Origin of the sequence: Dyella terrae, from assembly GCF_004322705.1 — a bacterium.
GTDB lineage: Bacteria > Pseudomonadota > Gammaproteobacteria > Xanthomonadales > Rhodanobacteraceae > Dyella_D > Dyella_D terrae.
Genome location: NZ_SIZZ01000001.1, coordinates 301339 through 325746, shown reverse-complemented (window position 1 = coordinate 325746; position 24408 = coordinate 301339). Strand labels below are relative to the sequence as shown.

The following is a 24408-nucleotide window of genomic DNA, read 5'->3' as shown; positions in this document are numbered from 1 at the left end:
TCAGGCGCCCGCTTTGTCGAACAGCTTTTCCAGTACCTTGCCCACGGCGGCAAATGCGAACGCGCCAGTCACATGCGTCGCCGCGCCCAGCCCACCGCCACAAGCAAGATTAAGCGCATCGCCGCCCGGCGGGCGCGTGCCACAAACGGTGCCATCGGGCTGCGGATATTGGACGTTCTGCAGCGAATACACCGCTGAAATGCCGAAGTAGCGATCGGGATTGCGCGGGAAGTTGAAGTCCTGGCGGAGCTTCTTGCGAATCAGGCTGAACATCGCATCGTGCTCGGTGCGCGACAGGTCACGCACGCGGATCTGGGTGGGGTCGGTGCGACCACCAGCCGAACCGACACTCACCATCGGCAGCTTGCGGCGACGACACCAGGCAATCGCCTCCAGCTTCACGCGGAAAGCATCGCAGGCATCGAGTACAACGTCGTAGCCACGATCGAGCAGTTCATCAAGCGTCGAGGTCGTGAGGAAGCGTTCGATGGCATCGATCTGCAGCGCAGGGTTGATCGCCTGCAAACGCTCCGCCATCACTGCTACCTTGGTCTTCCCGAACTGGCCATCCAGTGCGTGCAGCTGGCGATTCGTATTGGAGACGCAGATGTCGTCGGCATCGATCAGCGTGATCCGGCCCACGCCGCTGCGGGCCAGCGCCTCGGCAGCCCACGAGCCGACGCCACCGACGCCGATCACGCACACGTGTTTGCCCGACAGCGTATCAACGCTTCCGGTGCCGTAAAGGCGCTCCACGCCCTGGAATCGCTCCTTGGGAAAGACTTGTTCGCTCATGGCCGTTCGCTGGGGACTGCCACGCCAGATCGGGGCGGCAGACGCGTTGTTCAATGGAAGGGATCGGCGGCCGCAGGGGCTCGCCAGGTGCTCATTGTACTGGTGAGTCCCGCTGGGTGTCGGCATGCCTGTGCTAACCTCGCCCGTTCTTCAGCCAACGCCATGGAAACAACGCATGCGTGCAGCCATCTTGCTCGTCCTGGGCCTGGTCATCGGCGTGATCGGTACCGTTTTTGCCATGAACGCCCTGAAACAGCGCAACCCCTTCCCGCACGCGGTCATGAATGTCATGGCGCATCACGCGGGTGAGCTGCGCGGGGCGATCAAGGCACAAAAGTGCGATGCGGTGCAGACGCGCGAGCACCTGACCCGCCTGCTTTCGACCTCGTCGGATATCGTCCCGGCCTTCCCAGGCGTGGATCAGCCGTTTGTCGATGAAGCCCACCAGTTGCAGACCCGACTCGATGCTGCCGTGCAGGCCGCTCCGGCCGATTGCGCCGCGCTTGCCGCTGCACTCAAGCCCGTAGGCGAAACCTGCCAGTCCTGCCATCAGAAATACCGCTGAACCGTCCACGGTAGCAGGCAAGAAAAAGGCGCCCTTGAGGCGCCTTTTCTTTAGATGCGGATCTTGCCGCGCAGGATGTCTCCGTACATCACCCAGTCGCCCAACAGGCTGTAGAGGGGATGTCGAAACGTGGCTGGCCGGTTGTGCTCGAACGCAAAATGCCCGACCCAGGCGAATCCGTATCCGGCCACAGGCACGAGCCACAACCAGGCCAGGTGCCCACTGATTACGGCCGCGACGACTATCAGCAAGACCAGCGTACTGCCCGCAAAATGCATGCGCCGGCAGTTCCGGTCGCTGTGCTCGGTCAGGTAATACGGATAGAAGTCGCGAAAGCTTTTGAAGGCGGCCATGGTCTTCTCGCTGGATGCGGGCCGAGGATAGCGCGTATCCGCCCTCACCTCACCGGCAAGGGAATGAATTCCACATCATCGCCGGCCACCTTGCCGTAGGCCTGCTCCTGCCACTCGCGCTTGGCCTGCTCGATGCGCTCCTGGCTGCTGGACACGAAATTCCACCAGAGGTGGCGTTCGCCATCCAGCGGTGCGCCGCCAAACAGCATCACACGGCTCGCCCTCGTCGCCTTGATGGGGGCGGCGTCCGGCCCTGCCTGCGCAGCGGCCTGATTCGGAGGAACCAGCTGACCATCCCAGCTCACTTCGCCGTCGATGACGCATACGCCGCGCTCTGTATGCTCAGGCGGCCACGACAATTCGGCACCCGCTTCGAGATTGGCCTCGAGGAAAAACATCGGCGCGAATACCTTGACCGGCGACGCCTGACCGTAAGCGGTGCCGGCGATCAGCACCATCGACACGCCAGGCTGCTCGATGCGAGGAAGTTCGTGCGCCTCATGATGATGGAATTCCGGCGCCACCTCTTCGTCGTGCTGCGGCAGCGCCACCCATACCTGCACGCCATGCAGCCGCTGCCCGTCCCTGCGCTGCTCGGGCGGCGTGCGCTCCGAATGCGCGATGCCGCGCCCGGCCGTCATCCAGTTCACCTCGCCGGGACGGATGTCGGCAAGGCTGCCGACGCTGTCGCGATGGCGGATGGCACCGTCAAACAACCAGGTGACCGTGGCCAGGCCGATGTGTGGATGAGGGCGCACGTCCATGCCCTTGCCAGGGGCGAATTCCACCGGCCCCATCAGGTCGAAGAACACAAACGGCCCGACGTGCCGCGCCAGCAGTACCGGCAACAGGCGTCGCACCTGGAAGCCGTCGCCAAGGTCATGCACGCGACCTTCGATCACCATCGGGTTCTGTTCCACCACCTTTCTCCTTCGTTGATTACCACGCACGCTGATATTGCACTGGCGCGTCGATGGACGCACCCAGTTCGCGTGCTGCACGACGCGGGAAATACGGATCGCGCAGGCTCTCCCGTGCGATCAGCACCACGTCGGCGTCGCCAGCGTCCACAATCGCCGCAGCATGTGACGGCTCCGTGATGAGGCCGACGGCGCCGGTGGGCATGCCCGTGTCGCGACGAATACGCGCGGCGAACGGCACCTGGTAACCGGGTGCCAGGGGAATCTTCACGTGTGGCACAACGCCACCCGTTGATACGTCGATCAGGTCGACACCTAGCGAGGAAACCATTCGCGCGAGCGCGACGCTCTGCTCGATATCCCAGCCGTCGTCGCGCCAGTCCGTGGCCGAAATGCGCAGCCACAGTGGCAGGGATTCCGGCCATACCTCGCGCACGGCGACCAGCACTTCGCGCACCAGCCGCGTACGGTTCTCGAAGCTACCACCATAGGCATCATCGCGAAGGTTGCTTAGCGGCGAAAGAAACTGGTGCAACAAGTAACCGTGCGCCGCGTGCACTTCGATCAACTGGAATCCCGCATCCAGCGCGCGAATGGCGGCGGCGCGGAAATCATCGATCACCGCCTTGATCCCGGCCTCATCGAGGGCGACCGGTGTGTGCCAATCGCGATCAAAAGGTACGGCCGACGGTGCGAACGTTTGCCACGCACCTTCGCCTTCGCCCAGCGGGCCGCCACCCATCCACGGCTGGTGCACGCTCGCCTTGCGACCGGCGTGTGCGAGCTGCACGCCGGCGATGGCGCCATGCTCGCGCACGAAGCCCGTGATGGGCTTCCAGGCATCGCGCTGCGCATCATTCCACAGGCCAACATCCTGCGCGGAAATACGCCCTTCGGCGGAGACCGCCGTGGCCTCGGCAATGATCAATCCCGCGCCGCCGACGGCGCGACTGCCCAGATGCACGCTATGCCATTCATTGGGAACGCCTTCGCGGGCGGAGTACTGGCACATGGGGGCGATCACCAGGCGATTGCGCAGACTGAGACTGCGTTGCTGGTAGGGCGTGAACAGATTCATGGTGTGACCTTGGAAAACCGAAGCGAACCACATGCCGCCACCACGGCCGTAGTTCAAGGGCCATCAATGTCGATGGATCCACTGAGCCAGTCGCGCGGACACCGCGACAGGCGATTTCATCCAACTGAAATGATCGGCTCGCGTACCCAATTGCGCGGCATCCAGCTCCACCATTTCGTAGGGTGCCATTGGCATCTTGCCGAGCAGCCAGTGCAACGATGCGGCAGGTCCAAGCCAGTCGTCGCGCATGCGCAGCGCGAGAATCGGCACACGCACATCGTGCATGGCCATCTCGAGATCAACCGCCAGACCCGACGCTGCATAGCGCCCTGTCCTTCCGCTGCGGGCCCAGTCATCAATCACGCCGCGCGCCTCATTCCCGCCAAATCCGATGCGCCGTCCGGGCAAGTGCCCGACCAGTTTTGCGAGCCACGGCGCAGCGATGTAAGCGAAGCGCACAAGACCCGCGAACCGGAATTGCCGCCAGTAAGGTGCGCCGCTGGCGACAAGGGCGACACCATGAAATGCGTGGCGGTGCAGCCCTGCATACAGCGATGCCAGCTGTCCGCCAAGGCTATGACCACCGAACCAGAGGCGCGCCTGCGGTGCGTGGGCGCGCGCGGCTTCAAGGCCCGCCGGAAAATCCACTTCCAAAAGGTCGCGATAACGCCAGTCGTGATGCCGATCCGCTCGCAACGAGCTTGAGCCGATGCCGCGCCATTCATGGATCGCTACGGCCACGCCCTCGCCGGCCAGCGACTCGGCAAGCGGCAGATAATGTCTGGCGGCGATACCCATGGCGGGCACCCAGTAAATCAGTTCGCGTGGCTGCGACGATGGCAGAACCATGATCAGGTCAAACGTGGACCCGTCACCCAGCGAGACCGTCTGGCTGAAAGTCGATGCATTGGATTCGGTGATGCCCATTCCGTCTTGCACGCCGCGAAGCTCCCTGAATGAAATTAGCGCATCGATTATCTATGGCCATGGCATGAAAAAGGGCCGGCTATTAACCGACCCTTTTTCTGCACGCGATTTTCACGTGGTAACTCAGGCGGGCGTAACCTCGTCGGCCTGCAGGCCCTTCTGGCCCTGCACCACCTTGAAGCTCACCTTCTGCCCCTCTTTGAGGCTCCTGAATCCCGTGCCGCTGATGGCTCGAAAATGCACGAACACGTCAGGGCCAGACTCCCTGCTGATGAAGCCAAAGCCCTTGGCGTCATTGAACCATTTGACGGTGCCAACTTCACGATCCGACATGACTCACTCCGATGAACTCGATACTGAGACAAGTCAGCCTCCCCTTTGGCCGACGACTTACTGGGCATGCAGGGAATCGGGGTGAGGCGGTGGAGGTCATGGAACCGAACACCGGGGCACGCACGTGGCCTGACAAACACAGTGGATTGAGCATAACGGATTTTTTGACCGTGCAAGTAGGAATTAGTCAAATAATGGGATCGGTCCAAATCAGGCAATAAAAAAGCCAGGCAAGGCTGCCTGGCTTTTTCGATAACGCTGGCAATCCGGATCAGACGGCCTGAACCTCATCGGCCTGCAGACCCTTCTGGCCCTGCACAACCTTGAAGCTGACCTTCTGGCCTTCCTGGAGGCTCTTGAAGCCGTTGCCCTGGATGGCGCGGAAATGCACGAAAACGTCCGGGCCATTGTCACGGCTGATGAAGCCGAAACCCTTCGCGTCGTTGAACCACTTGACGGTACCGATCTGACGATCAGACATGTAAATCACTCCGTAGGATTTTGTAGAGACTCGCCCGGATTCCCCGAATGCGGGGCCGGGCGTCTTACTGGTGTGCAAGGAATACCCTAGGGGTGATGCGATGAAGCAGATCTAGATCAGCGGCATCGGGTCACAAAACTCTGGTGACCCCGGCAAACTCAGTGGCGCGCATCATACCGGCTTCCCTGAAACGTGTGCGAAGGCACCTTCACATACCTGAATAAGCGAATGAATATCCATTCTCTTGTCGAATGAAACGGTCAAAAGTCTTAATGAATCCTGATACCGTTCAGTTTTCCTTTACGACACACGGTGTTTAGTCGCATGCAGCTTTGGCGCCCGGCAGCTGGCCGCCGCGTCATCCCGCCCCGCCCGCGGGGCTCGCCAGCATGAGGAGTACCACTGCCATGAAGCCCCGTTATTCGCACCTGACGCTTGCCAGTGTCTGTGCTGTTTTCCTGCTGGCTGCCTGCGCTGAAAAACCGGCACGCACCACGAGTTCAAGCACATCAACCACGGTGACTTCCGCCCCGTCGGGCAAAACCACATCGACCACCAGGTCGACGACGAAGACGACCAAAAGCACGACCGCGCCCGCCGCAAAATTGCCCGAAAACACTGGCATCCCCGCTTGCGACGATTATCTGTCCAGCTACATCGCGTGCCATCAGGCGGCGAACATCTATGCGCCCGACCAGATTGAGGGGCGCTATGAAATGATGCGCAACAGCTTGCTACGCGACTCCATCGATCCGGATATTCGCCCGCAACTGGGCGCACGTTGCATGTCGCTTTCCAACCAGCTTAAGCAAGCCTTGCATGGCAAGTCCTGCAACGCATCGCCAGCAACGACGTCGAGCGTACCCGTCAAGTAACGCGACGGCTTATCTCAACAATGCCCGAAGGGGCGCGGCCACATGCGTCGGCCGCGCCTGTCGCAAGCGCACCGCAGGCGTCCCATGCCACTGGGCGGTTTCAGCAACGGCCGCGGCAATGTCTTCAAGCATCGCGTCGGTCGCCTTGACATCGGGTTCCAGGAAGAATCGCTTTACCTCGAACTCGCCGGTCGAGCGATGCGCCTTGGCATCGAGACGCCCCACCAGTCGCCCGCGATGCAGGATGGGCAGTACGTAATAGCCGAACTTGCGCTTGGCTTCCGGCACATAGCACTCGATGGTGTACTCAAATCCAAACATGCCAAGCGCACGGGCGCGATCCCATACGAGCGGATCAAAGGGCGAGAGCAATGCGGTTCGCGTTGCTCGAAGCAGACCCTTCGACGCGCGCGTGAGTTCATCGCGCCAATCAGGGTGCACGTAGCCCGGGACGCCCCAGCCATCGACATCGACGCGAAGCAGCCTGCCTTCTTCCACCAGCGGCGCGAGCTCGGCGTCGGTGACCGCAGGCCTGAGTCGAAAATAATCGGCGATCCACCGCGACTGCGTGATACCCAGGGCCCGCACGGTGTCCAGGATGAAATGTCGGCGTAGCGAAACCTCGTCGATGCTTTCCTGCGCCACATCAAAAGCAGGATGAAGTTTGGCGAGTACACGCTCGGAGAGATCGTAGATACGCTGGAACCGTTCGCGGCGCGTCACCATCACTTCGCCGCGCGCGAAGAGCGCTTCCAGCCATCGTTTCTCAGGCTTCCAGCTCCACCATCCGCTCGCACCCTTGTCTTCGCGACTGAAGTCCGACGCGCGCACGGGACCCGATTCGCGCATGCGCGCCAGCAGGGCATCCATGCCCTCGCGCTGCTCGCTGTCCATGCGCGCTGCGTGCTTGTGCGCCCAGTGACCGTCGCGTCGCAAACGCCAGGCGCGATGCAGCGCAACATCTGCCGCGGGGACGAAGCAGGCCTCATGGGCCCATGTTTCCGCGATGCGCCCCTGCTCGAGCGCTTCATCCAGCCATGCTTGCTGGTAGTGGCCAAGGCGCGAATGCAGTACGAGATAAGGGCTGCGCGCGACGACGTGGATGGTGTCGATTTGCAACAGGCGCATGCGCTCGATCGCCGCAACGACATCCGCTTTGCGCGCACGTTTTCGCGCTGTCGTCAGCATGCCTTGCGACAGCAGATGCAGTCGTTGTGCCTGGGTGTGCGACAGCCGCGCGGCGAATGAAGGAACCGACAACGGCAAGGGATTTTTCACGCTTTCACGACGCTGATATTGAGGAGGCATTTAAGGTGTCTTTGCTAGCGTGACGTTGTGCGGCAGGCACGACGATGATGCATATCTCTCATCGAACGACTCCGCTCTTTCCGTCCTCGAGCCAGCGTTCTGGCATGGAGTATCGATGATGAAGTCGCGTAAACCACTACTTATCTTGCTGGTGTCCGGCTCGCTGTTCGCGGGCTCATTGATGGCACAGGATCAGACTGGCACCATGCCACCGCCGCCTCCCCCGCCGCCCGCGCAGCAGCAAGGCACCATGCCTCCGCCGCCTCCGGCGCCGTCCCAGGCACCTGGCACGCCGACGGGCCAGGCCGGACCGATGAATACACCGCAGGGCGAAGTCACCGTCAAATCGAGCATGCCGTCGGTGAACTACGGGCCGCCGCCGGATTTCGCCACCTTGTCCGGCGGCAAGAACTGCATCAATGAAGATCAGGCCGCAGCTTATCCGCTACTGGCCAACGACTTCATCCATGCCGATCGTAATCGCAATGGCTGTATTACGAAGGCCGAGTACAACGCCTGGTCCAGGCACTGATGCTTCATGCGTGATCGTCATGACCGGCCGGATCAATTCCGGCCGGTTTCTTTTTGTCCGGTCGAATCCTGTCGACCGCGCATGCACGGGGCGTTGGTCATGGTGTGATGTGCCCACGCTTCGCCCGGATCGTTCACCCCTCTACAATGCCGTCGTTCTCAGCCCGGATGGGCTCCCGGAGTACGCAATGAAGCGATCGACCGTCCTGGCGACCATGCTGCTGGCTGCCTGTTTCACTCACGCGGCGCAGGCCCAGAACCCCGACCCCATGGATATCCGTGCCTGCACCGCCATCGAATCGGATGCGCAACGCCTGGCTTGTTATGACCACGCCACCGGTCGCGTGAACCTTCCGGCCGCGCAGAAGAAAGTCGATGAATCGACCATTCCGCCAGGCATCTTCGACAAGGAAAAGTCGGCGCGCGATGTCGCCGCGGAAGGCAATGCCGAGGTGAGTCGCCCCTTGTCGCTGCTCGATTCGCGTTGGGAGCTGTCGCGCGAGAGCAAGCTCGGCACGTTCAATGTGCGTGGCTACAAGCCTGTTTTCATCACCGCCTTCGCCACCAGCAATCCCAACGAAGCGCCGCACAGCCCCAACCCCCAGAACACGGTGACCGAACCCCAGCCGCTGCAGAACACCGAACTGAAGTTCCAGCTGAGCCTCAAGACCAAGGTGTGGCAGGGAGTCTTCGGCGATGCGGGCGACGTCTGGGTCGGCTACACCCAAGCCTCGCACTGGCAGGTGTTCAACAAGGACATCTCCCGTCCGTTCCGCGAGACCAATTACGAACCCGAGGTGATGCTGGTCTTCAACACCCACTACAACCTGTTCGGCTGGGATGGGCGCCTGCTGGGTATCGGACTCAACCATGAGTCGAACGGCCGCGCCGACCCCCTTTCACGCAGCTGGAATCGCGTCATCGGCAGCTTCGGCTTCGAGCGTGACGGCTGGACGGTCATGCTGCGCCCCTGGTGGCGCGTGCCGGAAGACAGCAAGCACGATGACAACCCGAACATCAGCGACTACATGGGCCGCGGCGACATGCAGATCGTGCGCGAGTGGAAGGGCCAGGAATTCGGACTGATGCTGCGACATTCACTGCGTGGCGGCGATCGCAGCCACGGCGCCGCGCAATTCACCTGGGCATTCCCGATCGCCGGCAACCTGCGCGGCTACATGGAGCTGTTCAAGGGCTATGGCGAGAGCATGATCGATTACAACCACAACGCCACTTATCTTGGCCTGGGTGTGTCACTGCTCGACTGGTATTGACGAAGCCGACGCCGTCAGCGCCACCACGCCTTCTTGGTCCCGGTAAGAATCTTGAGCATCTGTCCGCGCGCCAGCGGCATGCGTCCGAGCGGGCCGAAGGCAAGGTCACGGCAGCGCCCCAGCCAGGTGCGATCGGACTGAAACAGAGGCGTCAGCCAGCGGCTCATCGCCTGGTACGCGGCCAGGTGGTGATGGCGGCGGCGCCGATAGTCCTCCAGGGCGATGCCGACGTTGTCGGAGGTCTCGAGTGCATCCGCCAACGCCTCGGCATCGAGTAACGCCATGTTGACGCCCTGTCCCAGCTGCGGACTCATGGCATGCGCAGCGTCCCCCAGGAACACGGTGCGTCCCTGGACCGGCCGGGAGAGGACGACGTCGCGGTAACGGGCGCGATGCAACTGGGCCGGCTCCGTCACGTGATCGAGCAGCGACCGGGCCTCGGGCCACATGGCCGCAACGCGCGCGCGAAGCCGCTCCAGCGCATCGCCATCAAAGGCGTCGACCCGTGCTCCGGGCAAACTGAAATAGAAGGTCAGCCAGCGACCCTCACGATCAGCGCGGTGCCCGACGGGCAGCAGCCCGATCATTTCGCGCGTGCCCGCATAGCGCTGGCGCAACTCGTCGGCATGCGGCCAGTCTTCCGCAGGGAGCAGGCACCACATGGCACCCCAGGGATACACCGACTGGCGCTTCACATGCAGGCAGGCGTTCTGCCGCAACCGCGAGTGCGCGCCGTCGGCGGCGACGATCAGGTCGAACGGGCCATGCGCGCCACCGTTCGTATCGAGCAGATGCGCGCCGTCACCGGCTATCGATTCCATGCATACGCCGGTATGCAATTTTGAGGCGTCGGCGTAAGCATCGCGCAGGATGGTGAACAGGCTTCCACGGGTCAGACCCAGGCCAAAACAGCCCGCGTCGTGATCCTGGTAGCGCATGTCCATGACAGTTCGACCACGCGAAGTGGCGCCATGGAGGCGTGTGATGCGCTGGCCGCGCGACACGGCCGTGTCGTGCAGGCCAAGTCGTGCCAATACGCGCAACCCGGTAGGTTGCAGGAGAAATCCCGCGCCGACCGGACCAGGCGATGGCGCCTGCTCGAACACGCTGAGCGCGTGACCTTGCGCCGAGAGAAACAGGGCGGCCGCTTGTCCGGCAGCACCATAACCAACAATGGCAATCCGTAGCGGCCCGCGCATGGGTGACTCGATCCTTGAGCGAAGGTGTTTACTGCGCGGGAGAGCGTGCCGGCAGGGATGCCGGCACGCACGGGCAACACTTAGTGGTGATGACCGCCCGGGCCGTGCACATGGCCGTGCGCCAGCTCTTCTTCACTGGCGTCACGCACCTCGACCACTTCGATGGCGAAATGCAGGGTCTGGCCAGCCAGCGGATGGTTGCCGTCGATGTGCACCTGGTCGTTGTCGACCTTGGTGACCGTCACGTTGATCACGCCCTGCGGGCCATGGCCCTGGAACTGCATGCCCGGCTGGATGTCCTCGACGCCCTGGAAGGCCTCGCGCGGCACGGACTGCATGAGCTCCGGATGGTGCACGCCATAGCCCTCTTCCGGGGCCACGTCGACCTTGAACTGGTCGCCCGGCTGGCGACCTTCCATGGCCTTCTCAAGGCCCGGAACGATCTGGCCAGTGCCATGCAGGTAGGTCAACGGCTCTCGGCCTTCGGAGCTGTCGATGACCTGGCCCTGGTCGTCGGTCAGCGTGTAATGAAAAGAGGCGACGGAGCGCTCGGCGATCTGCATGGGGTTCTCACTATTGCGATTACGCCGGTCAGCGCCGGCAAGAGGCGCAAGATTACCATCCCGGGCTCGCCCTGACGAAAAGGCGGACTCGGGCAGACCGAGGCACAATGCCCTCTCCCGACCCTCCAGGCATCCCCATGTCAGCCCTCGTCGACGCCTGGCACCACCGCCCCACCCATCGCCAGGTCTGGGCATTGGCCGTTCCGATGATCCTGTCCAACCTGACGGTGCCGCTGGTGGCGCTGGTCGACAGCGCCGTGGCGGGACACCTTCCGCAGACGCAGGACCTCGGTGCCGTGGCCATCGGCAGCGCCGTGTATGCCCTCCCCGTCTGGAGCCTCGGCTTCCTGCGCATGGGCACCACCGGCTTTGCCGCGCAGGCCCTGGGCGCCAACGACATGACGGCCCTGCGCACGGTGCAGTGGCAGGCCCTGATGCTCGCCGTGCTGTTCGGACTGGCCGTGGGTGCGCTGATGTATCCGCTGCTGCCCTGGTTGATTGCGCAGATGCATTCGACGCCATTGCAGACGACCAGGAGCATGGACTATCTCCACCTGCGCCTGCTCGGCCTCCCCGGCGCCCTGCTCAATTACGCGCTCGCCGGATGGTTCATTGGCGCGCAGCGAGCGCGCACAACGCTATCGCTGCTACTGGTCACCAACCTGATCAATATCGCGCTCAATCTGCTCTTTGTCCTTGGCTTAGGCTGGGGCGTGCAAGGGATTGCCCTCGCTTCCGTGGCCGGTGAATGGTGCGGCAGCCTGTACGGACTCTGGGCGGCGCGGCGCGCCGTGCACGGGCTCGCCGGTCACGTCGACTGGGCGGCGCTCCGGCAGTTTTCCCATTGGCGACCGCTGCTGTCGGTCAATCGGGACATCTTCATTCGAACCCTTGCGCTGGAAGCCGTGTTCTTCAGCGTGTCGCTGTTGGGCGCGCGAATTGGCGATTCGACCGTGGCGGCCAATGCGCTGCTCCTGAATGGCCTGATGCTCACGGCTTTCGGACTCGATGGCCTGGCCAATGCCGTGGAGGCCTTGTGCGGGCATGCCATTGGCGCGCGCGACCCGCTCGCACTGCGGCGTGCATTGGTGGTAGCGGGCGGATGGTCGTTGATCGGCAGCATCGGCTACGCGCTGCTGTTCGTCTTCGCAGGCCACGAGTTCGTCAATTTGCAGACGAATCTTAGTGAAGTGCGCGAAGCGGCCTATCCCTACCTGCCATGGCTGGCCGCGCTGCCCGTCGTCGCGGTGTGGAGTTATCTGCTCGACGGACTGTTCATTGGAGCCACGCGCGGGAGCGATATGCGCAATGCGATGCTGGTCTCGGTGATCGCCTTCTTTTTCACCGCGTGGCTGGCGCGTGGCCTCGGCAACCATGGTTTGTGGATGGCGTTCATCGCCTTCATGCTCGTCCGCGGCGTAAGCCTTGGCTGGGCGAGCTGGAAGATCCATCGCCGCGGAGCATGGACAACCGCCTCTGCGGTGAACTTCTGAGCGTCACCCACCCGCGTTGTGATATGACTGCACGACGACGAGGAGAACCCATGCGCTTTCGCCCCTGCGCTGCCTGGCTGTTTGCTGCCGCACTGACCACGCCCGTGTTTGCCGGCACGCTGGCCCAGGACATCGATGCGCATATAGCGCAGCCACGCTTCGAACACGCGCGCTGGGGCATTGAAGTGATCGAGCTTGGCTCAGGACGCGTGGTGTACGCGCATGATGCCGGCAAGCTTTTCACGCCCGCGTCCACCAACAAGCTCTACACCGCTGCCCTTGCGTTGCATGTTCTTGGCCCGGCGTTCCGGTTTCCGACGCGCGTTTTCGGCGCAGCACCCGATCATGGCGGCACCATCACCGGCGACGCGGTTCTGTATGGCATGGGCGACCCTACGCTGGGAACGGCGACATTGACCGCCGACTGGTCCGACCAGATGGCCGTCCAAATGACCTCCCTCGGCATCAGGCGAATCAGGGGCGACCTCGTTGCCGACGACACATTTTTCAGCACGCCGCCTTACGGCTCGGGCTGGGAAGCGGACGATCTGCAAGCAGCCTACGGCGCTCCGCCATCGGCGCTGACCGTGAACGACAACGTTGTGCAGGTCACCGTCGCGCCGGGAGCCAGCGAAGGCCTGCCCGCTGACCTCACGCTGGCGCCATCGGATGGCATCGCCCAGTTGGCGAATCAACTGGTCACCACGACGGCGGGGACCCGTGCGAACGTCAATCTGGTCCGTCCCGCAGGCGCCCGTAAGCTCTATGCATTCGGGCAGGTTCCCGCAGGCTCGTCGCGATCGAGCTATCGCCTTGCGGTGGACGACCCGGCACGGATTGCCGGTTCGCAGTTGCTGGGCGCCTTGCAGCGGCATGGCATTCGCGTCGACGGCATCGTGCGCGTGGCGCACTGGCCCCAGGACAGCGGTGCCTTGCGCCATAACACAACCATGCTGGCCGAAGTGCAATCGCCGCCAGTGATCGACATCCTGCGCGATGCGCTCAAGCGCTCGCAGAATCTCTACATGCAGAACCTGCTGCTGATGGCAGGCGTGCGCACCCAGGCCACTGAGCCTGCGCCGGCTGACCGCCCCGGCTTCATCAACACCGAAGACTGGGGCATCATCGGCCTGCGCAAGCTGCTGGATGCCGCCGACGTTCCGGCTGACGAGTACCAGTACAACGAAGGCTCGGGCCTGGCGCGCGCCGATCTCACCACGCCGCACGCGATGAACCGCCTGCTGGCGCTGCTCGCTGCACAACCGAATGCCGGGCAGATCATGGATACGCTTCCCGTTGCCGGCATCGACGGGACGTTGAAGTCGCGCATGAAAGGCACGGCTGCCGAAGGCAACGTGCGCGCCAAGACGGGAACGCTGTCCCAGGTTCGCAGTCTCGCGGGCTACGTCACGACGGCGCATGGCCAACGGCTGGCGTTCACCATTTTCCTCAATCACTACGACTCACCCGAAGGAGCGCCGGCGGCAACGGCGGATATCGACGCCATTGCTGTCAGGTTGGCCAACGAAGGACGCCCTTAGAGCCGGGCGGCCAGGTCCCTGGCAATTTTCTCGGGCGTGTCCGTGGGCGCATAGCGCTTGACCACTTCGCCCTGGCGGTCGACCAGGAACTTGGTGAAGTTCCACTTGATCGACTCGCTGCCCAAAATGCCCTTGCCTTCGCTCTTGAGCCACTTATACAGCGGATGCGCGTCCGCGCCGTTGACGTCCACCTTGGCGAACATCGGGAAGCTCACGTCGTAGCTCGTGCTGCAGAAGTTCTTGATTTCCGCTTCGTCACCGGGCTCCTGGTGGCCGAACTGATCACAGGGAAAGCCCAGCACCACCAGCCCCTTGTCCCGATCGGACCGCCACAGGGCCTCGAGGCCCGTGTACTGAGGCGTGAAGCCGCATTTGGAGGCCACGTTGACGATCAGCATGACCTTGCCCTGCCATTCGCTGAGCGAGCGTTCATGACCGTCGATGTCCCGGGCGGAGAAGTCATAGGCGGTCGTCATGGCGTCGTTCCTGGTGAGTAAGGGCACCAGCATACGCCACCCATGGCAACCCTACTCCCACCCGCCTAGAATGCCGCCTCCGGTCACTGTCCAAGGTCCGCCGTGATCCGCTTTGTCGATGTTCGCAAGTCCTACCGCGTGGGCGGCCAGGACATCCCTGCCCTGAAGCCCTTCAACCTGGAAATCGCCGACGGTGAGGTCTTCGGGATCATCGGGCATTCGGGTGCCGGCAAATCCACACTCATTCGCCTGATCAACCTGCTCGAGCGCCCGTCCGGCGGCCGCATTCTGATTGGCGACACCGACATGACGGCGCTCGACGACGCGGGCCTCCGTGCCCAGCGTCAGCGTATCGGCATGATTTTCCAGCATTTCAATCTGCTCGCTTCGCAGACAGTGGCCGACAATATCGCCTTCCCGATGCGCCTGGCCGGCGAGCGCGACGCCCGGGCCATACGCGCGCGCGTGGATGAGCTGCTGACCCGCGTAGGCCTGTCGGCACACGCGGACAAATACCCGTCACAGCTTTCCGGCGGCCAGAAGCAGCGCGTGGGCATCGCGCGTGCGCTCGCCAATCGGCCATCCATACTGCTATGTGACGAGGCCACCAGCGCGCTCGACCCGCAAACGACTGCCTCGGTGCTGGAGCTCCTGGCGGAGATCAACCGCGAGCTCAAGCTGACAATCGTGCTGATTACCCACGAAATGGACGTCGTCCGCCGCGTGTGCGACCGCGTCGCCGTGCTCGATGCCGGTCAGATCGTGGAAATGGGCTCGGTCGCCGATGTGTTCCTTCACCCGCAGCACGCCACCACGCGTCGCTTCGTCAACGAAGCCCTGCCCGAAGAAGCCGCCAGCGAGCACAGCCACTACGCGCACGTACCGGGCCGCATCATGCGCCTGTCGTTCCGCGGCGAGGCCACATGGACACCTGCGCTGGGCCGCGTGGCCCGGGAAACCGGCGTGGACTTCAATATCCTCGCCGGCCGCGTTGACCGCATCAAGGACCTGCCCTACGGACAGCTGACGCTTGCCATGCAAGGCGATGGCGTGGATCGCGCGATGGCCACGCTGCGCGACGCCGGCATCGAGATCGAGGAGTTGCCGCGATGACCCTTCCCTTCTTCCAGAACCTTTTCCCAAACATCGACGACTGGTCGGAGCTGGGTCGCGCCTGCATCGACACCCTGCTGATGCTGGGGGGCTCCCTGCTCCTGACCGTAGCGATCGGCCTGCCGCTTGGCGTACTGCTGTTCCTTACCGGCAAAGGCCAGCTGCGGGCCATGCCCAAGCTCTACGCCGTGCTTTCGCTGCTGGTGAACATCCTGCGCTCGATTCCGTTCATCATTCTTATGATCGTGCTAATGCCGCTCACGTACGTGCTGGTCGGCACCAAGCTCGGCATTCGCGGCGCCATTCCGCCTCTGGTCATCGGCGCGGCGCCGTTCTTTGCCCGTCTCGTCGAAACGGCGCTGCGTGAAGTGCAACAGGGCGTGATCGAGGCCAGCCAGGCCATGGGGGCCAGCACCTGGCAGATCGTCCGCCACGTCCTTCTGCCCGAGGCGCGCGGCGGCCTGATTGCCGGCACGACGGTCACCGCCATTGCTCTGGTGGGTTACACCGCGATGGGCGGCGCGATCGGCGCCGGCGGCCTGGGCGACCTGGCGTATCGGTACGGTTACCTGAGCTACAAGTCCGACTACATGTTCGTGACCGTCGTGCTGCTCATCGTACTGGTGCAGCTGTTGCAAATGGCCGGAGACCGGGCCGTTCGCCGGTATTCCCAGAAGTGAACGGGCGGGCGCGAGGCGGCCGTCCCACGGTCCTTTTGCATCCAGCCGTATGGACGGCTATTCTGGTGCGCCGCACCACGAGAGACCGCCATGAAGAAACTGCTTGTCGCCCTGGCCGCCCTGCTGGCGCTCGCCGGCTGTTCCGCGCCCGGCAATGAAGGCGGTAACCAGGCCGATAGCCAGAAGCTGACGGTAGCGGCCACCGCCGTGCCGCACGCGGAAATTCTAAAGCAGGTCAAGCCGATCCTGGCGAAGGAAGGCGTGGAGCTGGAGATCAAGGTCTTCGCCGACTATGTCCAGCCCAATCTCCAGGTGGTCGAAAAGTCCATCGACGTGAACTACTTCCAGACCAAGCCGTACCTGGATGCCTTTAACCGTGAGCGCGGCACGAACCTCACCATCATCACCGGCGTGCACATCGAGCCCTTCGGCGCCTACTCGCGCAAGCTCAAGAGCATCGATGACCTGCCCGACGGTGCCACCGTCACGCTGCCGAACGATCCGAGCAACAACAGCCGGGCCCTGCTCCTGCTGGCCAAGCACGGCATCATTGCGCTAAAGGATCCGTCGAACGAACTGTCGACGCAGAAGGACATTACGGCCAATCCGAAGCACCTCAAGTTCCGCGAGCTTGAAGCTGCCATGCTGCCGCGCACGCTGGACGAAGTGGATCTGGCACTGATCAACACCAACTATGCACTGGCTGCGGGCCTCAATCCCACGCACGACGCCCTGCTCATCGAAGACAAGGATTCGCCGTACGTGAATTACCTCGTGGGCCGCCCCGATAACAAGGACGATCCGCGCGTGCAGAAGCTGGCCAAGGCCCTCAACAGCCCCGAGATCAAGGCTTTCATCGAACAGAAGTACCAGGGCGCGGTGCTGCCGGCCTTCTGACGGCATGCAGGTGAAGGTGCAAAAAAGGGGGCGCCTCGGCGCCCCTTTTTCGTGTCGCTCATGCCGCCTCATCCGACGGCACAGGGATGTCGAAAACCTGCCGCAGATAGGCGACATAAGCCGGGTCTTCGCACATGTTCTTGCCGGGTGAATCGCTGAGCTTGGCCACCGGCTGACCATTGCAGCGAATCATCTTGATCACGATGTTCAGTGGCGTCGGACCGACGTCATTGGTGAGATTGGTGCCGACGCCGAACGCCAGCTGGCAGCGACCCTCGAAATGACGATAAAGCTCCATCACCTTGGGCAAATCCAGGCCATCGCTGAAAACGAGGACCTTGTTGCGCGGATCGACGCGATTGGCGCGGTAATGCGCCAGCACGCGTTCGCCCCACGCAAACGGATCGCCGGAGTCGTGTCGGGTACCGTCGAACAGCTTGCAGAAGTACATGTCGAAATCGCGCAGGAAAGCACTCAGGCCGTAAACATCGGAAAGCGCGATACCCAGATCGCCGCGATATTCCTTGGCCCAGGTCTCCAGCGCGGCCACCTGTGAGTCGCGCAGGCGCGGCCCGAGCGCCTGATGCGCCTGGAGGTACTCGTGCGCGAGCGTGCCCAGTGGCGTAAGCCCCATCTTCCAGGCCAGCCAGACGTTGCTCGTGCCGGCCAGTTGCGGGCCCAGACCATCACGCAGCGTGGCAACCACCTCGCCATGCCATTCCCTGGAGAACCGGCGACGCGAACCGTAGTCCGCAATCTTGCAGTCGGTGAATCCCGGGGTATCCCGCAGCAGCGCAATTTTCTCGCGCAAGCGGCGCCGGCCTTCGGCCAGGTCCAGCTGAGGATGCTGGTTGCGGAAGTACACCTCGTTGATGATCGACAGTAGCGGCACCTCGAACAGGATCGTATGCAGCCAGGGCCCCTCGATGCGGATCTCGATTTCGCCGTTGCCACTGGCCGCCGGTTCGATGCTTACGTACTTGGCGTTGAGCTGGAACAAGCCCAGGAAATCGACGAAGTCACTCTTGATGAAACGCCAGCTGCGCAGGTACTCGAGTTCATCTTCGGTGAAACGCAGGCTGCACAAGCCATGCAGCTCGTCGCGGATCTCGTCGATATAGGGCACCAGGTCGACACCCGGGTTGCGGCATTTGAAGCGGTACTCGACCTGCGACGCCGGATAGTGATGCAGGACGACCTGCATCATGGAGAACTTGTAGAGGTCAGTGTCGAGTAGCGAAGTAATGATCATGGGTGATCCGGACGCAGGGATTCGGCGGGCCATGAAGCCCAGGTGCCGATTATCGACAGCGGGCGCGTGATGCGCGAGTCGGTAAACCCCGAAAAATAAAAACCCCGGTAGCCAGGGGAGGGGCTACCGGGGCTTTGTCAGGCCGCCACACAAAGAGGGGGAAAAGAGGCGGCCCCCGATGACGCGATGACTTGCACCATCTCTTGTCGCCTCACGGCGATACGAAGGGTTAGTGTGGTCCGCTGTCCCTTAGTTCAAGGCGCCCATCGAATCGGTTCAGCTTTCCGCCAGTTTCGACAACGCCGATGTGCTGCGACAAAATGTCCGCATAACGAATCCTTTAGAGAATTCCGATGCTGCGTCGCCTGTGCCTGCTCCTGATCGCCCTGCCCTGCGCGCTGCAAGCGGCTGATCTGACAGTCAAGTTGCACGGCAGGACGATCACCTACACCGACTCGCAACTGCGCCAGCGTCCGGACGTTCGTTCGATCGACCTTCCCAATGACGTCGCCTACCACGGCGCGACCCACTATCGCGCCGTTCCCTTGAAAGCCCTTTTGCCCGGGCTCAAGCCGACCGATCACCTGCAGTTCGTCGCCCTGGATGGTTTTGCGGCAGAGGTGCCGTCCGGCGTGCTCTTGAATGACAAGGGGTCAGAAGCCCTGCTTGCGATCGAAGACCCGGCGCATCCCTGGCCGAACTTGCCCGGAAAGGATGTCAGCGCCGGCCCCTTCTACGTCGTCTGGCTTCGCCCGCGCGCGGCGGGCATCAATCCCGAACAGTGGCCGTATCAGTTATCGACGATTCGCCAGCTCGAGAACGCGGCGGAACGTTTTCCGGCGATGCAACCGGGACACGATGCCTCAGCCCGCGTGCAGCGCGGATTCGAAGTGTTCCAGCGAATCTGCCTTGCTTGCCACACCCTCAACGGACAAGGCGATGCGCGCCTCGGGCCCGATCTCAATGCCCCGCGCAGCCCCACCGAGTACATGCAGGCCGGTTACCTGCGTCAGTACATTCGAGACCCGCAGTCGCTGAGGCATTGGCCCCAGGCGAAGATGCCGGGCTTCAAGGCGCAGGTGCTCAGCGATACGGACCTCGATGCCGTGATCGACTATCTCGGCCACATGGCAAAGCAACGCAAGCCCTGAGTTTCAGCCAGGCACACGTTCGCGCACGGCGGAAGTCTCCGCAGGTTCGCCACCGCGATAGACCGAAAGGTCCAGCAGGCCTTCTTCGCGGGCCACGATTACCGGCACCAGCATCTGCCCGGTGACGTTGGTCATCGTGCGCATCATGTCGAGCACGCGATCGATGGCGACCAGATAACCCACGCCTTCGACGGGAAGACCGGCGGAGCTGAGCACCAGCGTCACCATGACCGTGGCCGTGCCCGGCACGCCGGCTGTGCCGAATGACCCCAGCACCGACGCCAGCAGGATGACGAAGTACTGCGACGGCTCGAGCGGGACGCCGAAGTATTGCGCTACGAAGATGGCGCTGATCGCCGGATAAATGGCTCCGCAGCCGTCCATCTTGATACTCGCACCCAGCGGCACGGCGAACGAGGCGTACTCCGGTGCAACGCCAAGGTTCTGCGTGACGCTACGCAGCGCCACAGGCATGGATGCAAAGCTCGACGACGACGTGAAAGCCACCTGCATGGCGGGGAATACCCCGCGGAAGAAGCGGCGCGGACTCAAGCCATGCGCCATCAGCAGACCGCCGTAAACCACCACGATCTGGATCGCGCAAGCCAGATTCAAAGCAATGACGAATTTCCCCAGCGGCACCAACTTCTCAAAGCCATAGCCGCCCACCAGGGCAGCGATGAGCCCAAAGGTACCGATCGGCGTCACTTCCAGCACGAAGCGCGTCACCTGGATCATCGCGTCATTCGCTTCGCCGGTCAGAGCGCGCAGGCGCGATGACTTTTCACCGAGCTTCACCAGCGCGAGGCCCAGCAGAGCCGCAAAGAAAATCACCTGGAGGATCTTGCCTTCGCTAAGCGCCTTGAACGGATTGGTCGGCACCACGTCGAGCAGCACCTTGACCGGCGAAGGCAGTTCGCGCACGTGATATCCAGCGGCCATCGCCAGCTCACCGACGCCCTCACCCGGTCGCGCCACCAGCGCCACCGCGAGGCCCACACCGACGGCCAGCGTCGCCGTGACAGCGAACCAGAGAAATGTCCGGCCGCCAAGCGCCGCCATGCGCTGCACGCCATGCAGACTCGACACGCTGTTGATGACCGCAAAAAACACCAGCGGCACCGCGATCATCTTGATCAGCGAAACGTAGACATCACCCAGCGGCTGAAAGAACGGAACACCGGCAGGACCACACAACCAACCGGCCGCGGCACCCAGCACGAAGCCCGCCAAAACGCGCTTCCAGAATCGAATGCCCAGCCAACGTTGGATGATCTGCAATGTCGTACTCCTGCCTGCCAAGGTGGGGACCTTACAGGAGCGATGGCCATCCAGACGTCCAAGTCGCAACACAGTGTTTCCTGTCGGAAACAATTTCGACGGGTATAAACAAATGGGAATAAGCTTATGGCATCAGTGCCTTGAGTTCTGTCAGGCGCTGGTCCACGGGCAATGACGCCAGATGTCGCACGCGATCGTAGAAGGCATGCCACTGCTTGCCCGATTGCTCAAACAACCTTGCAAAAGCGGGTTTCCATCCGTCGTAAAGGCCAAAGGGCACCAGACGCGCATTGTTGATCGGTGCCTTCACCCATCCGTCGTAGCGATGATCATTTGGCCACTGCCCGGACTGCCAGTCGCGATAGCGCTCGCGAAACTGTTCGATCTCGCGATCCTTTGACGCCTGCAAATGTTCCGCATCGCCACCAGCCGAATAGGCTTTGCGCAGGCGATCACGCAGGTCCAGTACGAGCCGGGTAAATCCGTCACTCATTGCCTGGGCGTCCGGCTCGACCATCGGCAACCCACGCGATGCACGCCATTGCCGCAAGCCCTCCTCCTGCACGAAGCTTGCGAAGGATTCGTTGAAGGCGCTGTCGCCTTTCACGTAGATGAGCTGATGCGCCAGCTCATGAAAAATGGTGCCGGCCAGCTCGTCATCGTCCCAGCGCAGCATGCTGCTGAGAATGGGATCAGAGAACCAGCCAAGCGTCGAATAGGCCGACACGCCGCCAACGGACACATCGTCGCCCTGCGCCTCCAGCCGCTTGGCCTCGGCGCGCGCTTTTGACTCGTCGAAGTAGCCGCGATACGCCACGCAACCGGCGACGAGAAAACAGTAGGAAATGGGATCGACGGAAAAGCGCGGCGCGGCAAACACGTTCCAGACTACGAACGAACGATGCAGCTCGACGTAGCTTGTGTAGCTGCGGTTATCGGGAAGCCCCAGGGCGTCGCTCGCAAATCGACGCGCCCGCTGCGAAAGTTCGAGCCGCGCGACGACATGGGGATCCGTCTTCGGGTCGGCAACAACTTTTGCCACCTCGCGCTGACTCGTTACCAGGCTGGCCTGACCGTGCGCCACGTGAGCGTAGTAGCCCACTGTCCGACAGGCGCCAAGCAAGAGGCCCGCCGCCATGACGACGACGAGCCTCAGTGGTCTTATCAAGCCCGGCGCAGGTGCATCCATGCGATGCATTGTGCCCGAGTCTCAGCAGGGGCGAGCGTCAATGACCGTGGTAGCCGCCGCTGTATCCCCGGCCGCTCCAGCCTCCGCCGTGACCATGGTAACCACCGTGGTAGTAGCCGCCACCGTGATACCCACCGTGTCCGTAGTAATGCGAGCCGCCATACCAGATTCCGGAGATGCCGATGGCCACCGGCGCGTAGCAGCAGCCGTAATAGCCACCGTAGTACCCACCGTAATAGGCAGGCCCGTAATAACCGCCCCCGTAAACCACCGTAGTACCCGTACCGTAATAAGCGTCGCCCGCGTAAGTCGTCGGGCGCACGTAGCTATAGCCAGGGTCGTAATAACAACCGGACAGGCCGGCGGTCATCACCACCATCAGCACGCCAGCAAGTACACGTTTCATGACACACCCCGCCGGGTGAAAAGACGTTGCCGGCGACGTCCGCCGACAACACTACGGTAGGCCGATGGCGTTGAATGACAAGTGAGCTTTCAGCCGATGGCTGGCGGGCATTTACCCGCCAGCCATTCAGCTGATTCAGTCTTTGCCGTTGCGCGAAGTGACGTTGAACTCGTACATCTGCCGGTGACCGGTCGTATTGTCGGCGGGCAAGCCCGGAGAGCTCGACGGATCGCCGTGAACGTCCGGTCCGCTGCCTGGCGTGTCCGCACCGGGCCAGGGCGGTGTCTGCCGTTCACGTTCGTGTTTGGCCTCCACGAGGGCCTGCAACTGGGCGACCGACTCTTCGGTGGTGAGGCGCCGGCGCCGGGCAGGTGCCTTGCGCGCGACGGTCTTGCGAACGGCTACCCGTTTGGCGACGGCCTTCTTGGCGGTTGCCTTTTTGGCGACGGCCTTCTTCGCGACCGCCTTCCTGACCGCTTTCCTGACGGCCGCCTTCTTGACGGCCTTCTTGACGGCAGCTTTCCTGACCACGGCTTTCCTGGCAGCCGTCTTCCTCACCGCAGCCTTCTTTGCCAGCGCTTTTTTCGCCGTCTTGCGTGGCGTCACGCGCCTGGCAACCGCCTTCTTCACGGCGCTCTTGCGCACCGCCTTTTTCACGGCCACTTTCCGGGCTGCCTTTTTCACGGCCACTTTTCGCGCCGCCGACTTGCGCACGGCCTTCTTGACCGCCGTCTTCCTGGCACTGGTGCGGGCAGCCGCCTTGCGCGCCGCCACCTTGCGGGCCGCGGTCTTGCGCGTGGCGACCTTGCGAGCAGGTGATTTGCGGGCAGTGGTTTTCTTGCTGGCAGTGGGCTTCTTGGTGGCGGCCTTGCGCGCCGCCGTGGTTCGCGTCGTCTTGCGAGTTGCCTTCTTGGTCGCGGGTCGTTTCGCAGCCGACTTGCGGGTCGTTGCCATGCGTCTCTACTCCTGCGCTGTTTGGGAAGGCCTGGCGCCCTGTAAGGACGCCGGCGTTTCCTGCTTTAGCACCGAATAGATGTATCTGCGGTGAGCATCCCCCCGCGGATTTGTCAGAACCGCGGCCGACCGATCTGTTCCAGGAAATGCGGCAGCACGCCCGGAGCAATGAAAATCGTGAACAGGATGCCGAAGGCCGCACCCCACAGATGCGCACTGTGGTTGATGTTGTCGTTGGCCTGGCGCTCCATGTAGATCGAATACATCACGTAGAGCACGGCATAGATGATGGCCGGCATCGGTATGAACACGACGAAGATGCGCGACCAGGGCGACAGCAGGATGAAGGCGAACAGCACGGCCGAAACCGCCCCTGACGCGCCAAGGCTGCGGTAGTTCGCGTTGTGCCGGTTCTTCAGATAGGTCGGAAGGATCGAGACAATGATCGCTGCCAGATAGAACAGCGGAAAGCCAAACGTTCCCAGTGCCCGCGTGTAAAGCTTCTCCATCTGCATGCCAAAGAAGAACAAGGTGAACATGTTCGCGAACAGGTGCCCGAAATCGGCATGGATAAAGCCATAGGTCACCAGCCGGTAGTACTGCTTGCTGCGCTCGATGGCCGGCGGCCAGAGGATGAGATCGTTAAGCAGGCGGCTGTTGTTGAAGGCCATCAGCGAGACGCCGACGGTGATGCCGATGATGACCAGGGTAATAACCATGTGTTCGCGAAAGTCCGTGGTACGTGAACGGGCATCTTGGGGGCGAGGCGCGTG

General features: G+C 62.7%; 27 protein-coding genes. 10 read left to right on the top strand and 17 right to left on the bottom strand.

What is annotated here, in order from left to right:
• Complete coding sequence (locus EYV96_RS01615) at positions 1-795, bottom strand: tRNA threonylcarbamoyladenosine dehydratase (RefSeq protein ID WP_131149780.1); 795 nt, start codon at positions 793-795, stop codon at positions 1-3.
• A 175-nt stretch (positions 796-970) separates the two neighbouring features.
• Here EYV96_RS01615 and EYV96_RS01610 point away from each other — a divergent pair, with 175 nt between their 5' ends.
• Positions 971-1360, top strand: a complete 390-nt coding sequence (locus tag EYV96_RS01610; protein WP_131149779.1) for a cytochrome c — start codon at positions 971-973, stop codon at positions 1358-1360.
• Positions 1361-1410: 50 nt separating this feature from the next.
• Here EYV96_RS01610 and EYV96_RS01605 read toward each other — a convergent pair whose 3' ends face one another.
• The 6 genes from EYV96_RS01605 to EYV96_RS01580 all read right to left on the bottom strand — a co-directional run bounded on the left by EYV96_RS01605 (position 1411) and on the right by EYV96_RS01580 (position 5452).
• Positions 1411-1713, bottom strand: coding sequence for an Mpo1-like protein (locus EYV96_RS01605; RefSeq protein ID WP_131149778.1), 303 nt, complete (start codon positions 1711-1713; stop codon positions 1411-1413).
• 44 nt (positions 1714-1757) lie between these two features.
• Positions 1758-2618, bottom strand: a complete 861-nt coding sequence (locus tag EYV96_RS01600; RefSeq protein WP_131151449.1) for a pirin family protein — start codon at positions 2616-2618, stop codon at positions 1758-1760.
• Between the two features lie 34 nt (positions 2619-2652).
• The gene (locus EYV96_RS01595) at positions 2653-3711 is read right to left on the bottom strand and encodes an NADH:flavin oxidoreductase/NADH oxidase (protein ID WP_131149777.1); all 1059 of its coding nucleotides are present in this window, start codon (positions 3709-3711) and stop codon (positions 2653-2655) included.
• A 63-nt stretch (positions 3712-3774) separates the two neighbouring features.
• Positions 3775-4650: an alpha/beta hydrolase family protein gene (locus EYV96_RS01590; protein ID WP_240732310.1), complete on the bottom strand. Its 876-nt coding sequence runs from the start codon at positions 4648-4650 to the stop codon at positions 3775-3777.
• Between the two features lie 111 nt (positions 4651-4761).
• On the bottom strand, positions 4762-4971 hold the full coding sequence (locus EYV96_RS01585; RefSeq protein ID WP_131149776.1) for a cold-shock protein: 210 nt from the start codon (positions 4969-4971) through the stop codon (positions 4762-4764).
• Between the two features lie 271 nt (positions 4972-5242).
• On the bottom strand, positions 5243-5452 hold the full coding sequence (locus tag EYV96_RS01580; protein ID WP_131149775.1) for a cold-shock protein: 210 nt from the start codon (positions 5450-5452) through the stop codon (positions 5243-5245).
• A 407-nt stretch (positions 5453-5859) separates the two neighbouring features.
• Here EYV96_RS01580 and EYV96_RS01575 point away from each other — a divergent pair, with 407 nt between their 5' ends.
• Positions 5860-6327 carry a hypothetical protein gene (locus EYV96_RS01575; RefSeq protein WP_131149774.1) on the top strand — a complete coding sequence of 156 codons (468 nt, stop codon included), beginning with the start codon at positions 5860-5862 and terminating at the stop codon, positions 6325-6327.
• A gap of 9 nt (positions 6328-6336) precedes the next feature.
• On the opposite strand, the gene EYV96_RS01570 is transcribed toward EYV96_RS01575, so the two are convergent.
• A complete protein-coding gene (locus tag EYV96_RS01570) occupies positions 6337-7635 on the bottom strand; it encodes a winged helix-turn-helix domain-containing protein (protein ID WP_338068480.1) in 1299 nt (432 codons plus the stop codon).
• Between the two features lie 115 nt (positions 7636-7750).
• On the opposite strand from EYV96_RS01570, the gene EYV96_RS01565 reads away from it, so the two are divergent.
• Together EYV96_RS01565 and EYV96_RS01560 are read left to right on the top strand one after the other, a co-directional pair.
• Positions 7751-8167, top strand: a complete 417-nt coding sequence (locus EYV96_RS01565; protein WP_240732309.1) for a hypothetical protein — start codon at positions 7751-7753, stop codon at positions 8165-8167.
• A gap of 187 nt (positions 8168-8354) precedes the next feature.
• Entirely contained in the window at positions 8355-9440 is a 1086-nt protein-coding gene (locus EYV96_RS01560; RefSeq protein WP_131149773.1) for a phospholipase A, read from the top strand.
• A 14-nt stretch (positions 9441-9454) separates the two neighbouring features.
• Here EYV96_RS01560 and EYV96_RS01555 read toward each other — a convergent pair whose 3' ends face one another.
• Both EYV96_RS01555 and EYV96_RS01550 read right to left on the bottom strand, forming a co-directional pair.
• Entirely contained in the window at positions 9455-10639 is a 1185-nt protein-coding gene (locus EYV96_RS01555) for an FAD-dependent oxidoreductase (RefSeq protein WP_131149772.1), read from the bottom strand.
• Between the two features lie 80 nt (positions 10640-10719).
• On the bottom strand, positions 10720-11202 hold the full coding sequence (locus EYV96_RS01550; protein WP_131149771.1) for an FKBP-type peptidyl-prolyl cis-trans isomerase: 483 nt from the start codon (positions 11200-11202) through the stop codon (positions 10720-10722).
• 137 nt (positions 11203-11339) lie between these two features.
• Here EYV96_RS01550 and EYV96_RS01545 point away from each other — a divergent pair, with 137 nt between their 5' ends.
• Together EYV96_RS01545 and dacB are read left to right on the top strand one after the other, a co-directional pair.
• Positions 11340-12695, top strand: a complete 1356-nt coding sequence (locus EYV96_RS01545) for an MATE family efflux transporter (protein WP_131149770.1) — start codon at positions 11340-11342, stop codon at positions 12693-12695.
• Positions 12696-12745: 50 nt separating this feature from the next.
• Positions 12746-14236 carry a D-alanyl-D-alanine carboxypeptidase/D-alanyl-D-alanine endopeptidase gene (gene dacB, locus EYV96_RS01540; protein WP_165488552.1) on the top strand — a complete coding sequence of 497 codons (1491 nt, stop codon included), beginning with the start codon at positions 12746-12748 and terminating at the stop codon, positions 14234-14236.
• Here dacB and EYV96_RS01535 read toward each other — a convergent pair.
• Positions 14233-14712, bottom strand: a complete 480-nt coding sequence (locus EYV96_RS01535) for a glutathione peroxidase (protein WP_131149768.1) — start codon at positions 14710-14712, stop codon at positions 14233-14235. The genes dacB and EYV96_RS01535 overlap by 4 nt on opposite strands.
• A gap of 102 nt (positions 14713-14814) precedes the next feature.
• Between EYV96_RS01535 and EYV96_RS01530 the strand changes: the two genes are divergently transcribed.
• From EYV96_RS01530 to EYV96_RS01520, 3 genes are all read left to right on the top strand, one after another.
• Entirely contained in the window at positions 14815-15825 is a 1011-nt protein-coding gene (locus EYV96_RS01530; protein ID WP_131149767.1) for a methionine ABC transporter ATP-binding protein, read from the top strand.
• Positions 15822-16505 carry a methionine ABC transporter permease gene (locus EYV96_RS01525; protein WP_131149766.1) on the top strand — a complete coding sequence of 228 codons (684 nt, stop codon included), beginning with the start codon at positions 15822-15824 and terminating at the stop codon, positions 16503-16505. The genes EYV96_RS01530 and EYV96_RS01525 overlap by 4 nt, the downstream gene beginning before the upstream one ends.
• Before the next feature lie 90 nt (positions 16506-16595).
• A complete protein-coding gene (locus EYV96_RS01520) occupies positions 16596-17402 on the top strand; it encodes a MetQ/NlpA family ABC transporter substrate-binding protein (protein WP_131149765.1) in 807 nt (268 codons plus the stop codon).
• Positions 17403-17460: 58 nt separating this feature from the next.
• On the opposite strand, the gene pncB is transcribed toward EYV96_RS01520, so the two are convergent.
• Positions 17461-18654 (bottom strand): nicotinate phosphoribosyltransferase, encoded by a 1194-nt coding sequence (pncB, locus tag EYV96_RS01515; RefSeq protein ID WP_131149764.1) that lies wholly within the window; start codon positions 18652-18654, stop codon positions 17461-17463.
• A gap of 353 nt (positions 18655-19007) precedes the next feature.
• Here pncB and EYV96_RS01510 point away from each other — a divergent pair, with 353 nt between their 5' ends.
• Positions 19008-19805 (top strand): c-type cytochrome, encoded by a 798-nt coding sequence (locus tag EYV96_RS01510; RefSeq protein WP_131149763.1) that lies wholly within the window; start codon positions 19008-19010, stop codon positions 19803-19805.
• 3 nt (positions 19806-19808) lie between these two features.
• Here EYV96_RS01510 and EYV96_RS01505 read toward each other — a convergent pair whose 3' ends face one another.
• The 5 genes from EYV96_RS01505 to EYV96_RS01485 all read right to left on the bottom strand — a co-directional run bounded on the left by EYV96_RS01505 (position 19809) and on the right by EYV96_RS01485 (position 24354).
• Positions 19809-21086, bottom strand: a complete 1278-nt coding sequence (locus tag EYV96_RS01505) for a dicarboxylate/amino acid:cation symporter (RefSeq protein ID WP_131149762.1) — start codon at positions 21084-21086, stop codon at positions 19809-19811.
• Positions 21087-21210: 124 nt separating this feature from the next.
• Positions 21211-22275, bottom strand: a complete 1065-nt coding sequence (locus EYV96_RS01500; protein WP_240732308.1) for an aminopeptidase — start codon at positions 22273-22275, stop codon at positions 21211-21213.
• Between the two features lie 37 nt (positions 22276-22312).
• A complete protein-coding gene (locus EYV96_RS01495) occupies positions 22313-22681 on the bottom strand; it encodes a hypothetical protein (RefSeq protein ID WP_131149761.1) in 369 nt (122 codons plus the stop codon).
• Positions 22682-22816: 135 nt separating this feature from the next.
• Complete coding sequence (locus tag EYV96_RS01490) at positions 22817-23455, bottom strand: histone H1-like repetitive region-containing protein (protein ID WP_205746061.1); 639 nt, start codon at positions 23453-23455, stop codon at positions 22817-22819.
• Positions 23456-23748: 293 nt separating this feature from the next.
• Positions 23749-24354 (bottom strand): rhomboid family intramembrane serine protease, encoded by a 606-nt coding sequence (locus EYV96_RS01485; RefSeq protein ID WP_131149759.1) that lies wholly within the window; start codon positions 24352-24354, stop codon positions 23749-23751.
• Between the last annotated feature and the right edge of the window lie 54 nt (positions 24355-24408).

Excerpts from the sequence above, each read along its gene's own strand:
- EYV96_RS01615 (WP_131149780.1), bottom strand. The coding sequence starts at position 795 with ATGAGCGAACAAGTCTTTCCCAAGGAGCGATTCCAGGGCGTGGAGCGC.
- EYV96_RS01610 (WP_131149779.1), top strand. The coding sequence starts at position 971 with ATGCGTGCAGCCATCTTGCTCGTCCTGGGCCTGGTCATCGGCGTGATC.
- EYV96_RS01605 (WP_131149778.1), bottom strand. The coding sequence starts at position 1,713 with ATGGCCGCCTTCAAAAGCTTTCGCGACTTCTATCCGTATTACCTGACC.
- EYV96_RS01600 (WP_131151449.1), bottom strand. The coding sequence starts at position 2,618 with ATGGTGATCGAAGGTCGCGTGCATGACCTTGGCGACGGCTTCCAGGTG.
- EYV96_RS01595 (WP_131149777.1), bottom strand. The coding sequence starts at position 3,711 with ATGAATCTGTTCACGCCCTACCAGCAACGCAGTCTCAGTCTGCGCAAT.
- EYV96_RS01585 (WP_131149776.1), bottom strand. The coding sequence starts at position 4,971 with ATGTCGGATCGTGAAGTTGGCACCGTCAAATGGTTCAATGACGCCAAG.
- EYV96_RS01580 (WP_131149775.1), bottom strand. The coding sequence starts at position 5,452 with ATGTCTGATCGTCAGATCGGTACCGTCAAGTGGTTCAACGACGCGAAG.
- EYV96_RS01575 (WP_131149774.1), top strand. The coding sequence starts at position 5,860 with ATGAAGCCCCGTTATTCGCACCTGACGCTTGCCAGTGTCTGTGCTGTT.
- EYV96_RS01570 (WP_338068480.1), bottom strand. The coding sequence starts at position 7,635 with ATGCCTCCTCAATATCAGCGTCGTGAAAGCGTGAAAAATCCCTTGCCG.
- EYV96_RS01565 (WP_240732309.1), top strand. The coding sequence starts at position 7,751 with ATGATGAAGTCGCGTAAACCACTACTTATCTTGCTGGTGTCCGGCTCG.
- EYV96_RS01560 (WP_131149773.1), top strand. The coding sequence starts at position 8,355 with ATGAAGCGATCGACCGTCCTGGCGACCATGCTGCTGGCTGCCTGTTTC.
- EYV96_RS01555 (WP_131149772.1), bottom strand. The coding sequence starts at position 10,639 with ATGCGCGGGCCGCTACGGATTGCCATTGTTGGTTATGGTGCTGCCGGA.
- EYV96_RS01550 (WP_131149771.1), bottom strand. The coding sequence starts at position 11,202 with ATGCAGATCGCCGAGCGCTCCGTCGCCTCTTTTCATTACACGCTGACC.
- EYV96_RS01545 (WP_131149770.1), top strand. The coding sequence starts at position 11,340 with ATGTCAGCCCTCGTCGACGCCTGGCACCACCGCCCCACCCATCGCCAG.
- dacB (WP_165488552.1), top strand. The coding sequence starts at position 12,746 with ATGCGCTTTCGCCCCTGCGCTGCCTGGCTGTTTGCTGCCGCACTGACC.
- EYV96_RS01535 (WP_131149768.1), bottom strand. The coding sequence starts at position 14,712 with ATGACGACCGCCTATGACTTCTCCGCCCGGGACATCGACGGTCATGAA.
- EYV96_RS01525 (WP_131149766.1), top strand. The coding sequence starts at position 15,822 with ATGACCCTTCCCTTCTTCCAGAACCTTTTCCCAAACATCGACGACTGG.
- EYV96_RS01520 (WP_131149765.1), top strand. The coding sequence starts at position 16,596 with ATGAAGAAACTGCTTGTCGCCCTGGCCGCCCTGCTGGCGCTCGCCGGC.
- pncB (WP_131149764.1), bottom strand. The coding sequence starts at position 18,654 with ATGATCATTACTTCGCTACTCGACACTGACCTCTACAAGTTCTCCATG.
- EYV96_RS01510 (WP_131149763.1), top strand. The coding sequence starts at position 19,008 with ATGCTGCGTCGCCTGTGCCTGCTCCTGATCGCCCTGCCCTGCGCGCTG.
- EYV96_RS01500 (WP_240732308.1), bottom strand. The coding sequence starts at position 22,275 with ATGGATGCACCTGCGCCGGGCTTGATAAGACCACTGAGGCTCGTCGTC.
- EYV96_RS01495 (WP_131149761.1), bottom strand. The coding sequence starts at position 22,681 with ATGAAACGTGTACTTGCTGGCGTGCTGATGGTGGTGATGACCGCCGGC.
- EYV96_RS01485 (WP_131149759.1), bottom strand. The coding sequence starts at position 24,354 with ATGGTTATTACCCTGGTCATCATCGGCATCACCGTCGGCGTCTCGCTG.